Annotated in this window: 9 protein-coding genes; all 9 read left to right on the top strand. The window is 56.7% G+C overall.

Annotated features, from left to right (window positions below):
* Positions 1-14: 14 nt before the first annotated feature.
* The 9 genes from KM934_RS01655 (at position 15) to KM934_RS01695 (ending at position 15905) form a co-directional block, all read left to right on the top strand.
* The gene (locus KM934_RS01655; RefSeq protein ID WP_215758870.1) at positions 15-3257 is read left to right on the top strand and encodes a SusC/RagA family TonB-linked outer membrane protein; all 3243 of its coding nucleotides are present in this window, start codon (positions 15-17) and stop codon (positions 3255-3257) included.
* Positions 3258-3328: 71 nt separating this feature from the next.
* Positions 3329-5131 (top strand): RagB/SusD family nutrient uptake outer membrane protein, encoded by a 1803-nt coding sequence (locus tag KM934_RS01660; RefSeq protein ID WP_252344846.1) that lies wholly within the window; start codon positions 3329-3331, stop codon positions 5129-5131.
* Between the two features lie 145 nt (positions 5132-5276).
* Complete coding sequence (locus tag KM934_RS01665) at positions 5277-5687, top strand: hypothetical protein (protein WP_215758871.1); 411 nt, start codon at positions 5277-5279, stop codon at positions 5685-5687.
* Between the two features lie 20 nt (positions 5688-5707).
* Positions 5708-7435: a DUF6055 domain-containing protein gene (locus KM934_RS01670; protein WP_215758872.1), complete on the top strand. Its 1728-nt coding sequence runs from the start codon at positions 5708-5710 to the stop codon at positions 7433-7435.
* A gap of 144 nt (positions 7436-7579) precedes the next feature.
* Positions 7580-8845 carry a DUF6055 domain-containing protein gene (locus tag KM934_RS01675; protein ID WP_215758873.1) on the top strand — a complete coding sequence of 422 codons (1266 nt, stop codon included), beginning with the start codon at positions 7580-7582 and terminating at the stop codon, positions 8843-8845.
* Between the two features lie 122 nt (positions 8846-8967).
* Positions 8968-12909 (top strand): two-component regulator propeller domain-containing protein, encoded by a 3942-nt coding sequence (locus KM934_RS01680; RefSeq protein WP_215758874.1) that lies wholly within the window; start codon positions 8968-8970, stop codon positions 12907-12909.
* Between the two features lie 20 nt (positions 12910-12929).
* Entirely contained in the window at positions 12930-13364 is a 435-nt protein-coding gene (locus tag KM934_RS01685; protein ID WP_215758875.1) for a T9SS type A sorting domain-containing protein, read from the top strand.
* A 6-nt stretch (positions 13365-13370) separates the two neighbouring features.
* Positions 13371-15251: a CotH kinase family protein gene (locus tag KM934_RS01690; protein WP_215758876.1), complete on the top strand. Its 1881-nt coding sequence runs from the start codon at positions 13371-13373 to the stop codon at positions 15249-15251.
* 384 nt (positions 15252-15635) lie between these two features.
* Complete coding sequence (locus tag KM934_RS01695; RefSeq protein ID WP_215758877.1) at positions 15636-15905, top strand: hypothetical protein; 270 nt, start codon at positions 15636-15638, stop codon at positions 15903-15905.
* Positions 15906-16012: the final 107 nt, after the last annotated feature.

Genomic DNA, 16012 nt, shown 5'->3' on the forward strand with positions numbered 1-16012 from the left:
AAACGAATACACGTATGAAAAAATATATGATATATGGCCTGGCGCTCATGATGGCTGGTGCCCTTCCTGCCGTCGCACAAGACGATGTTGAGTCGGGCAATGCGGTCAAGTCGGAGCGAACGGCTAAGCCAGTCAAGAAATATGCCACACGCAAGGTGAGCGGTAAAGTGCTCAATGGCGCCTCAGGCAAGCCCATGTCGGGTGCCATCGTCAGCGTGGCTGAGGTCGATGGTTACAGTGCCCTTACCCACAGCGATGGTACCTACGAAATAGAGGTTCCCCTCTTCGCCACCGCCCTGAAGGTTACCGCCCCTGATATGAACCCCGCCCGCTTGGGGCTCACGAAGGCCGCCGATCAGCGCACGGTGAACATTTACCCCAACACCTTCCATAGCGAATATGCCAGTGGCAGCAATCTGCTTGGCACGAAGAGCACCGAGGATTTCAGCTACGCCAACGGCGTGACCATTGAGGACGAGATTCAGAAGCGCCTTGGTGCCGATGTCCACTCCGTACAGCGCAATGGTACGGCGGGTGTGGGTAATGTGATGTTCCTCAGCGGACTCAACTCGCTCAACATCAACGCTCAGCCGCTCATCGTGGTTGATGGAGTCATCTTCGATCAGCAGTACAACCGTACCTTGCTCCACGATGGTTTCCACAACGATATCTTGGCCAACATCTCACCGGCCGATATCGAGAAGGTTACCGTGCTGAAGAACGGAACGGCCCTTTATGGTGCCAAGGGTGCCAATGGCGTTATCCTCATTCAGACACGCCGCAACAAGTCGATGGCCACTCGCATCACGGCAAGCCTCTCGACAGGTGTGACACTCGAGCCCAAGTTCATCGACATGATGAACGCCGGCCAGTATAAGAGCTATGCCGCCGACCTGCTGGGTACCTCAGGAACCACCATCACCGACTTCAAGTTTCTCAACGAGGATCCTTCGTATTATTACTATCCCAAGTATCACAACAATACCGATTGGAAGGACCACGTTTACCGCACAGCCCTCACGCAGAACTATAACATCAATGTGGAGGGTGGTGACGATGTGGCCAACTACAACCTCTCGCTGGGTTATGTCAATAATCAGAGTCCGTTGAAGGACAACGGTTCCAGCCGTTTGAACATCCGCTTCAACACCGACATCCAGCTCACCAAGGCTTTTGGCGTACGCTTCGATGCCAGCTTTGCCAACCAAACACGCGACCTGCGCAACGATGGTGCGCCCGCCAACTACACTGACGGAACACCCACGTCGCCCGCCTTCTTGGCCTACGTGAAGAGCCCCATGCTCTCTCCTTATGCTTATGCTGGCGGTAAGATGAGCAATTCGTTCCTCGACATCACCGATGAGGATTACCTCCAGGAGGCCCTTGCCCATGTCGACAACTACAACTGGAAGCTCGCCAACCCCATCGCCATCCTCGAGTACGGTGAGGCAGAGAACAAGAACCGCTTTGAGAACTCAATGGTCAACCTCAGCGTCACGCCGAAGTACCAGTTCAACAAGCATCTCTTCGTGTCAGAGCATTTCAGCTATAACCTCGTCAATACCAACGAGATGTATTACATTCCCCTCAACGGTGTGCCCAGCTATTACGTGGCCGCTGTGGGAGGTGTGCGTGAGAACGAGGTGCGCTCGCTCGTGAGCAAGCAGAACTCGGTGTTCAGCGACACACGTGTGGATTGGAGCAACCGTTACGCCGGCCACGACCTGCATGTGTTCGGTGGTGCCCGCATCAACTGGGAGAACTACACGCTCAATCAGCAGCTTGGCTACAACACCGGTAACGATAAGACCCCGCAGATGCGCGCCGACCTGATGAACGCCTCCACCTCGGGCACCAACGACAACTGGAACAGTTGGGCCTGGTACGCGCAGGCTGAGTACAACTACCTGCAGCGCTACTACCTGCAGGCCAACCTCACCGCCGAGGCTTCTTCGCGCTTTGGTGTCGACGCCGACAATTCCCTGAAGATCTGTGGCGCACCCTGGGGCTTCTTCTGGGGCGTGCAAGGCGGCTGGGTTGTGAGCAACGAGCCTTGGTTTGCCAAGGTGCCGGGTGTCAACTACCTGAAGCTCTCCGCTGGCTACGATGTAAGCGGTAACGACGACATCGACTACTATGCCGCTCGTTCTTACTTCCGCGCTCGTAAGTTCATGCAGAGCGTCAGCTCGCTCAGCTTCGACAATATTGGTAACACCCATCTGCAGTGGGAGACCACCAAGCGTTTCAATGTGGGTCTTGAGGCCAACTTCCTTGGCGACCGCCTGAACATGCGCTTCAACTACTTCCTGGCCAACACCGATCATCTGCTGACCTATCAGAACCTCAACTATATTTCAGGTTTGGGTGAGAACTGGAGCAACGGTGGTTCGCTGCGCAACCAGGGCTTCGACCTTACCCTCATTGGCAAGGTGCTCGCCACCAAGGACTTCCAGTGGGAGTTGGGCGCAAGCGTGGGCCATTACAAGAACAAGATCACTTCATTGGCTGGCGGGCGCACATCGTTCGACACCAACCTCTATGGCGCTACCATTCACTCAGAGGTTGGACAGGCCGCTAACCTCTTCTATGGTTACAAGACCGCTGGCGTCTTCACCACAAGTGAGGAGGCAGCCGAGGCAGGTCTTTACATCTTGGGCGAGAATGGTGTGGATCGCAACTACTTCGGTGCGGGCGACATGCACTTCGTAGACCGCGACGGCGACCATCAGATTACTGAGGCCGATCGCATGGTGATTGGCGACCCCAACCCCGATCTCTATGGTAACATCTTCACATCGCTCAACTACAAGCGCTTCCGTCTTGACGTCAACTTCAACTACTCGTTGGGCAATGACGTTTACAACTACATGCGCTCGCAGCTTGAGGGCGGCAACCGCTTCCTCAACCAAACCACGGCCATGACCACCCGTTGGCAGACCGAGGGTCAGGTTACCACGATGCCGAAGGCCACCTTCCAGGATCCCATGGGCAACAGCCGCTTCTCTGACCGTTGGATTGAGGATGGCAGCTACCTCCGCCTGAAGACCGTCACGCTGAGCTACACGCTCCCCTTGCATTCAACCTTCCTGCAGGGCTTGCAGTTCTGGATCCAGGCCAACAACCTGTTCACCGTAACCAAGTACCTCGGTTCCGATCCTGAGTTCACCATGACGGGCAATGTGCTCGGTCAGGGCATCGACCTGGGCCAACTGCCCCAGTGCCGCAGCTTTGTCGCTGGTGTGAAGGTTAATCTCTAATCCGACAACCATTATCATTCCATGCCCGCCACCCCGCGTGGGTGGCGAGGCTTCCCAAATAACACATAACCATGAAAACAATGTTCAGCATAAAGGATAAGATCAAGGCTTGTGGCAAACGAAGCCTTCGTTTGGCAGCCCTTCTGCCCCTTGGCCTCTTCTCCTTCCCGTTTTTCACATCCTGCTCCGATTTCATCAATCAGGACTCCGACCGTGTGATCATTGCCGACAAGGACCACCTCAACAGCGCAGAGGACACCCTCTACAGCGTGGTGGGTATTGTCAACAAGTTGCAGGCCATTTCCGACCGCACCATCCTCTTGGGCGAGATGCGCGGCGACCTCTCCGACATCAATGCCAACACCTCGGCCGACCTGCGCGATGTGGCTCTGTTCAACGTGAACGACACCACCAACGCCTACAACTCTCCGGCCGACTACTATGCCGTTGTCAACAACTGCAACTATTTCATTGCCAAGGCCGACACAGCCCTGAAGAACAACCGCAACGAGTATATCTTCCTCAAGGAGTATGCCGCCGTGAAGGCTTTCCGCGCATGGACCTACATGCAGTTGGCCCAAGTTTATGGCAAGGTGCCTTTTGTGACCGATCCCATCCTCTCGACGGTCGATGCCGACAAGGACTATCCTAAGTACGACATGCAGCAAATCTGCGAGTATTTCCTCAAAGACCTTCAGGGCCTTGAGACCATCGAGAAGCCCGGCTACGGAAGCATTCGTGGCGTGGCATCGCGCTTCTTCTATTTCCCCATCTACATTCTTGAGGGCGACATGAACCTCTGGCTGGGCAATTACCGCGACGCTGCCGTATGCTATTACAAATACCTCTCTACCCGCAATGGTGTGAACACAGGTTATCCCACTGGCACCTCAGGTGTGGAATGGAGCCGTACCAGCACCCACTGGGACATGATGAGCGATGGTTTCGCTTCGTTCTTCCGCGAGGGTTCCAACTATACGGCCAACAGCGAGCTGGTGACGCTCATCCCTGGCGACTCCATCCCCTCAGAGGGCAACTACAGCCAGTTGCGCAACCTTTTCAACTCGCGTTCCGACAACAATTACAGTGCGTCGATCGTGCCGTCGCAGAGCCTTATCAACCTCTCGGCCGCCCAGACTTATTGTCACTACACATCGACACGCAACGTCATTTACGCTCCCTCTGGCCTCGACAATTACCGTTCGGGCGATTTGCGCCTCTCTTCAGCCTTCGCAACGCGTAAGATGGACAACCTGGTGCACAACAAGACCATCGACTATGTCATCAACAGTAAGCACAGCGACCAGAACGTGCAGGTTTACCGCCGTTCAATGGTCTACATGCACTTGGCCGAGGCCCTCAACCGCGCCGGCTTCCCCCGTTTCGCCTTCGAGATCCTGAAGAACGGTCTGAACGACGAGGGCATCCAGGCCAATGTCATTCCTTATTATAAGAACGACTCAGCATGGATTGCCCAGTTCTCATTCCCCTCTAACATGTATGTGCGTCGCTCGGGTGCCTATCCTGCTTTGACGTCAGAGAACACCATGGGCATCCACTCACGTGGCTGCGGTTGGTCTGAGTACAACGAGCGTTACGTCATGCCCGACGACTCTACACTCACAGGCGACGCCCGTTTGCAGTATCAGATCGAGCATGTCGAGGATCTCATCATGGACGAGGACGCCTTGGAGTTTGCCTTCGAGGGCCAGCGTTACTACGATCTCATGCGTGTGGCTTTGCGTCGTGGCAATCCGGCTTACCTCGCCGATAAGATCTATGGCCGTCGTGGTGCCGACAAGGTGGGCGAGATGCGCAGCCTCATTGGCAAGGATCTCTACCAAACCGCCAACTGGTACTTGCCGTTGCCCTAATCCCGACGAATCCCATGTGAACCCCGCTTGTCGGTAAACGCCGACGAGCCTTACCATAGGAGGCGTGCCAATAGCCACACTTCGTAGCCTTTGGCATGCCTCTTTCGTTTCTTTTCAATCCTATTCGTATTATCATTTCCGTTCTATGAAGAAAAGATTATTGCCTCTCCTTCTTGCTGCGTTCACCCTGATGCCACAGGCTTCTCAAGCCAGCAGCAAGGAGATGTTCATGTCGCTGGTTTTCGTGTCGAGCGCACGCCATGCCGACGATATCCAACTTTATACCCACACCTCAGGGTTGCGCGGTCCTGTGGTCGATTTCAAGCGCAAGTATTTCGTCACGCCGAAGCGCAGCTTCCTGCTCAATTCGCTCAAAGGCTTCACCTTCCACATGGAGGTGGTGAGTGGCGTGCGCGACATCCTTACAGAGGAGGAGAACAAGCCCTTCCCCGTTTATTCGATCGATGGTCGCATGGTGCGTCCCAACGCCATCTCCCTTGAAGGCCTGCCTCAGGGCATCTATATTGTCAAGGGAAAGAAGTATATCGTGAAATGAACCCATAAGCAGAATTACAGATGAAAAAGATATTACTCAGTTTAGTTGTTCTCCTCACCGCGCTGCAGTCGCTTCCTGCGCAAGACTCGCTCTATGTGCAGTATGCCAACCGCTTTCAGGCCAACCGCTACCTTTTCTCCACCGTTGGGCTCGATTCCTTGGAGTTCTTTGCGCGTTCCGCCATGCCCATCATACGTCGTTACTCCAACCAGTACTCTGCGGGCTATAACGATTATCGCGTGAACAATCTTGTCAACAGCGATGGCACGTCCAACGGCATGCTTGTCTTTGGCGATCCGGGCCTCATCCTTTGGAAGCCCACCACCTCCGACCAGAGCTATAACAACGACTACACCGTGGAGACCAATCGCTGGACCTTCAAGCGCAGCAAGGAGAGCGAGCACTTCGTGGTGTTCTGGGATCGTATGTTTGGCGACCATCCCAATGCCTCAACCGTTCCCAGCGACTGCCGTGTCGACATCGACGACCTGCTGAAGAAGGCTGAGAAATTCTACGCCACCAACATCAACCGCCTCGGCATGGTGGTTGTGGATAAGCCCGAGAGCCACAAGAGTCGTCTCCATCAATACAAGATGTCGATCTACCTGCTTTATCCCGGCACCCACGATGGCGTTACCATCGACAACTGGGTGGCCACAGGAGCCGGCAACGACAATGTGATTGGCACCTTGTGGATTACGCCGGCTACGTGCCATCCCGTTGGCTCCACCATCGCCCACGAGATAGGTCACTCCTTCCAGTATCAGACCTACTGCGACAATATCATCAATGGCAAGTCCAACGACATGCGCAGTGGTTTCCGCTACGGTTATCCGGGTTCCAACGGAGGTTGTGGCTTCTGGGAGCAGTGTGCCCAGTGGCAGGCCCATCAGGACTATCCCTCTGAGACCGTTAGCGATTACAACTTCGTGAACTGGGTGAACAACCATCACCGCCATTTTGAGCACGAGTGGCAGCGCTACGCCTCTTATTGGGAGCAATATTACTGGACCGAGCGCTATGGCCTGAAGGCCCTTGGCCGCATCTGGAACGAGAGCGCTTATCCCGAGGATGCCAACCAGGCCTACATGCGCCTTTTCCTCGACAACAACTACGACACGCTTCGCGCCCAACTCTTCGAGTATGCGCAGAAGACCGTGACCCTCGACTTCAACGATACGCGTATGTATGCCACCAACCGCACGTGGAACGGCATTCAGCCGGCCTACGATGCCTTCACCGTAGCGCTCTACGACACGCTCGATGGTTGGAAACAGATTGGCTATGAGCAGTGTCCGCAGCCCACAGGCTTCAACATCATTCCCTTGCTGGTTCCCGCCGCAGGCACAGAGGTAACGCTCGATCTCCGTGGCGTGGATGCCGGCAGCCAGTTGCCCAAGGCCGACGCGGGCAATCAGGTCAATGGCGATGGCCAGCCCGTGGCCAAGGTACGCAACTACAATGTCACCGCAGTGAGCGGTCATGAAGGTTGGGCCTTTGGCTTCGTGGCCCTTTGTGGCGGCAAGCGCGTGTATAGTCCGATGACGCTCGTAAGCAACACCGATGGCGCCGCCGCCTCTACGCTGAGCGGCAAGGCCACCTTCAAGGTTCCCGAAGGCGCCACACGCCTCTGGGCAGTGGTGCAAGGCTCACCCACCGAGTATCGCCAATGCCCGTGGGACGAGAAGGAGTCGCTCGACGACCAACTGCCCTACCAACTTAAGATCACTGGCGCCAAGTTGAAATAAGCGGGGTGGGGTGATGGGCCTTTCTGGCCTTGGACAAGATAGACCTTGTGGACTCGCACACCGCAATGGCTCCGCAGTGCCTATGTAGCCCAACAGGGCCCATCCCCCCATAAGCCATCTCCTCACTCATAATACCTCAACCCCATGCGAACCCTCTTTCTATCCATCCTTTGCGCCGTGAGCCTTTCCGTCTCAGCGCAGAAGCGCATTTTCATTCCTGAGGATCTGCGCTCCATTGATTTTACCTGCGATAGCAGCCGTTATTCGTGGATGCACTCTACGCAGACACGCGACCTCGTGTTCTTCTGGGAGAAAGGCTTTGGCGACAATCCCGCCAACCCGCCACAGCTCGAAGGCCATCCCATGAGCTTCGACCTTGAGAGCCTCAAGGACCGTGTGCAGTATTTCTATCATTTCTTCCGCGACACGCTCCGCTTCAGCTTGCCCGGTAGTAAGGCCGACCGTTACAAGATGATGGTCATGATCAACTACTCGCTTGAGGGCACGGCCTATGGTGGCACCTACGACAATTTCATTGGCGCCCTTTGGGTAACCCCCAACCGCATACAAGACCGCAAGTTCAACTGCTTGGCCCATGAGCTTGGCCATTCGTTCCAGTTGCAGATCCAGGCCGATAGCCTTTCGCCCTGTTGGGGAGGCAGCGGCTTCTTTGAGATGACGTCGCAGTGGATGCTCTGGCTTGTCAATCCCGATTGGCTCACCGACGAGAACTACCACTTCGAAGCCTTTAAGAAGCTCACCCACAAGGCTTACCTCGACGGCTCCAACATCTACCACTCGCCCTATGTCATTGCCTATTGGGGCGAGAAGCATGGCCTGACCTCCATTGCCGACCTCTATCGCGATGGCCGCCAGGGCGAGGATCCCGTGATGACCTACCAGCGCCATTATGGCATCAGCCAACAGCGGTTTAACGATGAGATGATCGACTGCTACCAACGTCTCGTCAACCTCGACTATCGCCATGCCTACAAGGAGACGCGCCGTTACGCCTGCCAGTTTGCCACCCCCATGGAGGCCGCTGGCAGTGGTTGGAGTCCCAAGAAGGAGTTTACGCCCGAGGATTACGGCTTCAACGCCATCCGCCTCACGGGTTACCAGTCGGGCAAGAAGGTGGTGGCCACCGTCGCCGCCAGCGACCAGGCCCGTCGCCAAGGCGGTCTGCGCTATGGCCTGGTGGCTGTTACCGCCGCAGGCAAGGCCGTTTATGGCAAGCCCGTGGCCCATGGTGGCGCTTCGCTGAAGATGCCTGCCGAGCCGCTCAAGGCCGTCTACCTCGTGGTGATGGGCGCTCCCGCGAAGCATCAGCGCCTCTCGTGGGACGAGAAGCGCCCCAACCGGCAATATCCCTATACCGTGGCGTTCAACAAGGGTGTACGCCCCGAGTAATCCCCTCCTTATCCCTTCTGGGCAAGCGCATTGGCTGGACACTTCCGGTGATTGCGCTTGCCATTGGTCTTTTTGGCCCATGAGCCCTGTCCCATCGCGCCACTTTTATTTCCTTTGCAACAATGAAACAGAAGATACTGATTGCCCTTTGGCTTCTCCTGCCCCTGTCGATTGTGGCGCAGCCCATGCGTCCCATGGCGGCGCGCAACATCACCATGGCCGATGGCTTGTGTTCCTATACCGTTCGTGCCTTGGCCCAAGACCCGCGAGGTTTTGTTTGGATGGGCACCGATGGTGGCCTCTGCCGTTACGACGGCACGCTGGTACAGCCCTTCGTCCGTCCGGGTGTCGTCGACCAGTTTGTGGGAGCCATCCAACCCTTGTCGGATGGCTTGGTGGTAGGTACTACGCAAGGTGCCCTGTTCTTCCGTTTCTCCACTGAGCAGTTTGCGGCCATCGACCAGAAGGCGCACGATGGTTTGCGGCTGACGGCCCGTGTGAGCGGCATCGTGGCCGACCGCGACAGCAATGTGTGGATCGCCACCCATGGCCAGGGCCTCTTCTGCTATTCGCCCCGCACCAAGGAGCTCGCCCATATTGCCGCCCCCCAGGCGGGAGGCTACTTGCAAGGCGTCTATGTCGACAGCCGTAACCAGGTGTATGCCCTGACCGCCCGTGGTCTGCACTCCGTGTTGCTGCTCGATCGCTCCACGAGCCGCCTTACTCCTTTCGCACTGCCAGATGAGGTGAACCAGGGCAAAGTTATGTCGATGTTGCGCCTCGACGATGGCTCCTATCTTTATGGCACATGGTTGCGGGGCCTCGTCACACCGAAGGGTGTGGTCAATCCTGCCGACAACAGTCTGTACCACATTCATTCGCTTCTGCAACAATCCGACGGCACCGTGTTGGTAGGTTCCGATGCGGGACTGTTTGTCTTCCATCCCGACGACCAATCGGTCACCCCTTTCCCCATGCCCGCCGTCAACCCGCTGCTGGCCTCCGTTCCAGCCTTGTCGCCCAAGTTTGTTTATAGCATGGTTAACGACCGCGAGGGCGGCCTGTGGTTCTCCACGTTCTATGGTGGCGTGTTCTACGTGTCGCCCATGGGCTTCAGGTTCCGTTCGCTGGTTTCAGAGACGTCGCCTTTGTTGCGGGGCAACATTGTGTCGCGCTTCTGCGAAGACCACCAGCATCGCATTTGGGTGGCCTCCGACGATGGCGGTGTCGATTGTTACGATCCCTCCACGGGTCAGATGGTCGATTTCGCCGCCCGAGGCCGACTGGCGAAGGTCAATGCCCATGCCTTCCTGCTTGAGGGCGACGATCTGCTGATAGGCACCTACGGACAGGGCATCTTGCGCATGAACACCCTCACGGGAGCGGTGTCGACAGTTGTGGGTGCTCCCGCCAGCGTCTATTCGCTCTATCGCGACAGTCGTGGCAGGCTGTGGGTGGGTGCCATCGATGGCGTGTTCCAGGCCGATTTGACCAAGGGTAGTTTCCGCCGCATGCAAACCACCCGATCGCTCACGTCCGACATTATGGAGGATCAGAAGGGCAACGTTTGGTTTGCCACTCAGGAAGATGGCCTGAGCCGTTACGACCGTCAGGGGCGGTGGCGTCGCTACCTTCCCAGCGCCAAGGGCCGCATGACGCTTCCTGTGCGTCAGGTGAGCGACCTCTGTGTTATCCACGACGGTCGTGTGCTTGTGGCCACCCCGTATGGCGTCTATGTATGGCGCCCCGCCACCGACGATTTTGAGCCCTTAGAGCTTGAGTCTCCCACGCGCAACATCAGCGCCATTGTGGAAGATGGCGGTGTGCTATGGCTCTCGTCCGACCAAGGCATCCTGAAGTATTCGGCCACCGATGGCCTGCAGACCTTCAACCGTTACGACGGCATAGCCGGCGAGCAGTTCTGCTCGGCGTCGGCGCTCAAGGGATCCGATGGCTGCATCTATTTTGGCTCGCTCCATGGCTTCACCTGTTTCTATCCTTATCAGGTCAAGGTCAACACCCGTCAGGCGCCAGTGGTCATTACCCGCCTCGACATCCTTGGCCAACCTGTCGCCGCCGGCACCAACCGCTTGCCGCAGGCGCTGACCGCCGCCAGCGAGATCGACATCTATGCGGGCGACGACATGTTTGCCATCCATTTTGCCTCGCTCAGCTATTGCTCGCCCGAGAAGAACCGCTATGCCTATATGCTCGACGGCTTCGACAAGAGATGGAACTACACCGTTACGCCGATAGCCACTTATACGGGTCTGCCTGCGGGCACCTACACCTTCCGGGTGAGAGCCACCAATAACGATGGCGTGTGGTCGGGCGAGGAGGCACGCCTCACCGTGGTGGTGCATCCGCCGTTTTGGTGGAGCTGGCCCGCCCGTGTGTTCTACCTGTTGCTCATAGCAGCCGCCGTGTGGTTCTATTTGCAGATGCGCTTGCGCGCTGCCGAGCGTGCCCACCGCTATGAGATGCGTCGCCTCAATGAGCGTAAGGACCTTGAGGTAAAGGAGGCGCGCCTGCGCTTCTTTACCATGATAGCCCACGAGATACGCACCCCGGTGTCGCTCATCATCGGTCCGTTGGAGACGCTCATGTGCCATGTGGCCAACCATTCCAACGATACCGTACTGGCCTCGCAGGGCGACAGCTTGAAGATGATCGACCGCAACGCCCACCGCTTGTTGGAACTCGTCAATCAGTTGCTCGATTTTAACAAGGTGCAACAGGCAGGCTTGGAGATGCGCTTTGCCGACCGCAACATCTACGACCTGGTGCATGCCGTGGCCGAACGCTTCGCCCCCACGCTCGAGCAGAAAGGCGCCCGCTTCACGGTCGACTATCCGCCTGAGCAGTTTACCGCCATCGTCGACGCCGAGGCCCTGACCAAGGTTATCAGCAACCTCATGACCAACGCCACAAAGTACACCCGCTCGCTGGTGGCGCTCAGTTGTAAGCCTGCCGCCGACGGCCAGACGTTCACCATCACCGTTGCCGACGATGGTGTGGGCATCAGTCCGTCTGACCAAAAGAAGATCTTTGGCGCGTTCTATCAGGCGCAAGACAATAAGCCCGGCACGGGCATCGGACTATCCATTGTGGAGTCGATTGTGAAGATGCACGGTGGAAAGGTTAGCGTCGAGTCGCAGCTGGGGCGTGGCGCCACGTTTACCGTGGTGCTGCCTGTGAAACAACAACTGGCCGTCCCTGCCGAGGACCCCACGCCGGTTCCAACACCCGATGCTGAGGCACCTGCCGCTGAGTCAGCCCCACAGGCTGTGCCCGCCGTGGCCAGCGCCGCCCCGACGGAGCATCCTTACCTGCTCATCGTGGACGACAACATCGACATGTTGCACTTCCTCACCGATCATTTTCGCGCCGACTACACCGTGGTGAGTGCGCAGAATGGTGAGGAGGCGCTCGAGAAATTGCGCGCCAACCCCATCGCCATGATCATCTCCGACTGGATGATGCCCGTCATGGACGGCCCCACGTTCTGCAGAGAGATACGCAAGGACCGCCGTTACAGTCATATACCGTTTGTGATGCTCACGGCCAAGACCGACGACGCGTCGAAGACCGAGAGCATGAATTGTGGTGCCGACGCCTACATAGAGAAGCCCTTCTCCATGGAATACCTCACGGCTTGCATCCGCAACACGCTCGATATGCGCCACCGCCTCTTCCAGATGTTCTCCACAACGCCTGAGGCTACGGTGAGCGAGATGGAGGCGTCGCCGGTCGACAGCGAACTGTTGCAGCAGATGACGAAACTCATAGAGGATCATATCGACAGCAAGGAACTGAACGTCAACTTCCTGGCCGACCAACTCAACATAAGTCGTTCGGGCTTGTTTGCCAAGGTGAAGGCCATCACCGACGTGACGCCCAACGAACTGATACAGGTTATTCGCCTGAAACACGCCGCCCAACTGCTGCGCGAGGGCAAGTATCGCGTCAATGAGGTGAGCTACATGGTGGGTTTCTCGTCACCCAGTTATTTCTCGAAGTGCTTCACCAAGCAGTTTGGCAAGAAGCCCGGCGAGTTTAAGTAAACCCCATCAACCCCATCCTTATGAAAAAAATAGCATTGGTTTTTTGTCTCGCCCTGACCGTACTTGCGGCCAGTGCGCGCGGCCTGCTCATCACCACCAAGGGCGGTGTGGCAGCCTATTTCCCCATCACCGCCACCGAACGCCCGGTGATGATTTTCGTCAATTCGCAGGTCTGGGTTGAGGGTCGCCACTATCAGTTTGGCGACATCGCCGAGTTCCGATTGGTCGACGCCGACCCCACAGGCGTTCGCCTGCCCATCGTGGCTGAGCGGGCCGGAAGCGCCATCGTGCTCAACACCCTCGCCACTGTGGTGGTTAGCGACCTGGGTGGTAGGCTTGTTGAGGTGCCTGTAAGCCAAGCCGATGGCCGACAGGTGGTCGACGTGTCGCGCCTGCCCAAGGGCGCTTATGTTGTGAAGGCCGGAAAAAGCAGTTTTAAGTTTGTAAAGAAGTAACGCGCTATGAGAAGAATTGTTTGGCTTATCTTGGCGCTCACGACCTTGACGGCCCAGGCACAGGAGCGCATCCATGTGCGGATGCGCGATTATAACACCTATTGGGATTTTCCCTACGTCACCACCGACATCGACCATTTTGATTTTTCGGCCGACCGCAGTTTGCTGCGGGCTCTCCGTCCCGACGGTGTGCCCGTTCCTTTTCATGCCGCCAAGGTCGACTCGGTGACCTTCGAGGACGAGCCGCTTGAGGAGACGAAGAACCATTACCGCGTGTTCCAACTCTATGTCACCACCAACGACGGCAAGGACATCGTTTCGCGTGAGGCGTATGTGCCCTGCCACATCAGTCTCAACGCATGCGGATCGTTCTCCAACTATTCGGCGCCGGCCTCCATCCGCGGGCGTGGCAACTCGTCGTGGAGCTGGTACGACAAGAAGCCTTACCGCATCAAGCTCGATGCCAAGCATAAGCTGCTGGGACTCGGCAAGGCCAAGAGTTGGGTGTTGCTGGCCAACTACCGTGACATCACCGACCTGATGAATACGTTTGTCTTCGAGGCGGCCACATGGATGGGCATGCCCTTTACCAACCACACGCGCTATGTGGAGCTCTTTGTCAATGGCGATTATCGGGGTGTGTACCAGCTCACCGAACAGGTGCAGCAGGGCAAGAACCGAGTCAACGTGAGCGATGCTCAGGGCATGTTGCTCTCGCTCGACCGCGACGATGGCCCCGAACTGAGTCCTGCCGCCACCGACAATTTCTGGTCGTCGGTCTATACTATGCCCGTCTGCGTGAAATATCCCAAGGACGAGGCGCTCACCGCCAATAGGCTCGACTCGGTGAAGCGGCAGCTCGCCATTCTTGAACAAGCCATACAGAGCAAGGACTCGGCGCGCATCTACAGCTTGCTCGATGTGCCGTCGATGATCCATTTCCTCCAGTTGCAGGAGTTGGTGGAGAACGTGGAACTGGTGGCGCCGCGCAGCGTGTTCCTCTTCAAGGACGCGGGAGGCAAGTGGACCATGGGCCCGCTCTGGGACTTCGACGCGGGCTACGACTTCGACTGGGCTACCATGACCACAGGCCACAACTATTATGCCGACTACCGCGAGCTGGTGATGGGCTCCGATCCCTTGCGGCGCAATGGCTACGACCGCAACATACCGGCCTTCTTCACCGATCTCTTTGGTTGCCAGGCGTTTGTTACCGACTACAAGGCGGAGTGGAACCGATTGGCCGACAGCATTGTGGCGAAGCCGTGGAGCGAATGTGAACGCTATGTGAAGGAACTCAAGCGGGGTGCCATGCAGCGCGATATGACGCGTTGGCCCATCAAGGGCAAGACGTTTGATAGCGAGGTGGCGGCCCTGCACCAGTGGCTCACCAAGCGTGTGGCGTATCTCAATGGCATCGTCAACGCCTATCCCGACCCTAACCCTGTGGTGCCTGGCGAGGGCGACCTCATGGGAACGCTGCGGGTAACCACGGCCATGGCGTGGCGCGACGGGTTCAGTCAGACCAATAAGGTTGTGGTCGACAAAGCACAGTTTTTGAAGCTCATTGGTATTGGCGAGGCGCAGTTCGACGCGTCGAAACTCACCATTGTGCCCCTCACCACCGATGGCGAGGAGGGCCACAACGGCACGAACGGCACCTACGGCGCATGGTTCGACGCTAACGGCAATCCCAGCACCTTCGCCAATGGCCATGTATATATCGAGGTGTTCAACGATCTCTTCCGTTGGAACTGTGGCCTCTATCAAGACAACTGCTACGATGCTGCCCACACCGTGACCATGCAAATGCGCTACCAGGATGGTGGCAAGGCGAAAAAGGTGAACGTCGTTGTGACGTTTACCATCCTTGGCGCGGGTTGGTAAGCCCTTCCTTGCCGGCCTAATTCTCCGTTTCCCTTTCGTTCGCCATTTGTCGAAAGGGAAGGGATGGGGTGTGGTTGCTTCTAAGGGCAATGGGTGCTTGGAGTTAACCCCGTCAACGAAGAAAGGGGTAGGAAAACGGGCTGGTGTTATGATTTTTGGTTAAAAAGATGGTTCGCGTTTCGAGGTGAAATAGAGCGCGAAACGGGCATTTTGGCAGAGTGGAAGACGTGTTTTTGAGCGTTGGTTTTGCGAAAGATGCCCATTCGTGTTGCGAAAGACCATGTATCGTCTTGCGAAACGTAAGGCATCGAGGCGCGGTCGGGCATGTTTCGCAGTGCGATTAGGCATGTTTTGCAAGGCGCAATGTGAAATTTGACGTGGGGGATGATGGTGAAAATCTGTAATATACTGGATGTCAGATGGTTGCGCAAATATGCTGAGGATCGCGTATTTGCGTCCGAAGGCATGGCTGTTTCCAAAAATCAGTGTAGTTTTGGGGGAGGAATGTTGGCTTCTTTCTGTGCTTGCCGATTTGCGAACCCTTTTCCCTATGTCGTTGAAGGCCATCCTCTTGCGGAAAGCGTCGGCGTCGAGGGGGGGCGGCATGGCATACTTGTGATTTTTGGCTCATCCGACATTTGGAGTGAAAAATAACACACGTGAGTATTTACGCTCAGACGCGGTAACAACGAATTGAACGAATTAACTCTAAGTTTGCAGAAGAATGCGACGCAGTCGCATAAATGTTAAATAATCAAGGT

This window comes from Hallella faecis, assembly GCF_018789675.1.
Classification (GTDB): domain Bacteria; phylum Bacteroidota; class Bacteroidia; order Bacteroidales; family Bacteroidaceae; genus Prevotella; species Prevotella faecis.

What these genes read in the sequence shown, in the direction of transcription:
- KM934_RS01655 (WP_215758870.1), top strand. Translation starts at nt 15, where the DNA reads ATGAAAAAATATATGATATATGGCCTGGCGCTCATGATGGCTGGTGCC.
- KM934_RS01660 (WP_252344846.1), top strand. Translation starts at nt 3,329, where the DNA reads ATGAAAACAATGTTCAGCATAAAGGATAAGATCAAGGCTTGTGGCAAA.
- KM934_RS01665 (WP_215758871.1), top strand. Translation starts at nt 5,277, where the DNA reads ATGAAGAAAAGATTATTGCCTCTCCTTCTTGCTGCGTTCACCCTGATG.
- KM934_RS01670 (WP_215758872.1), top strand. Translation starts at nt 5,708, where the DNA reads ATGAAAAAGATATTACTCAGTTTAGTTGTTCTCCTCACCGCGCTGCAG.
- KM934_RS01675 (WP_215758873.1), top strand. Translation starts at nt 7,580, where the DNA reads ATGCGAACCCTCTTTCTATCCATCCTTTGCGCCGTGAGCCTTTCCGTC.
- KM934_RS01680 (WP_215758874.1), top strand. Translation starts at nt 8,968, where the DNA reads ATGAAACAGAAGATACTGATTGCCCTTTGGCTTCTCCTGCCCCTGTCG.
- KM934_RS01685 (WP_215758875.1), top strand. Translation starts at nt 12,930, where the DNA reads ATGAAAAAAATAGCATTGGTTTTTTGTCTCGCCCTGACCGTACTTGCG.
- KM934_RS01690 (WP_215758876.1), top strand. Translation starts at nt 13,371, where the DNA reads ATGAGAAGAATTGTTTGGCTTATCTTGGCGCTCACGACCTTGACGGCC.
- KM934_RS01695 (WP_215758877.1), top strand. Translation starts at nt 15,636, where the DNA reads ATGATGGTGAAAATCTGTAATATACTGGATGTCAGATGGTTGCGCAAA.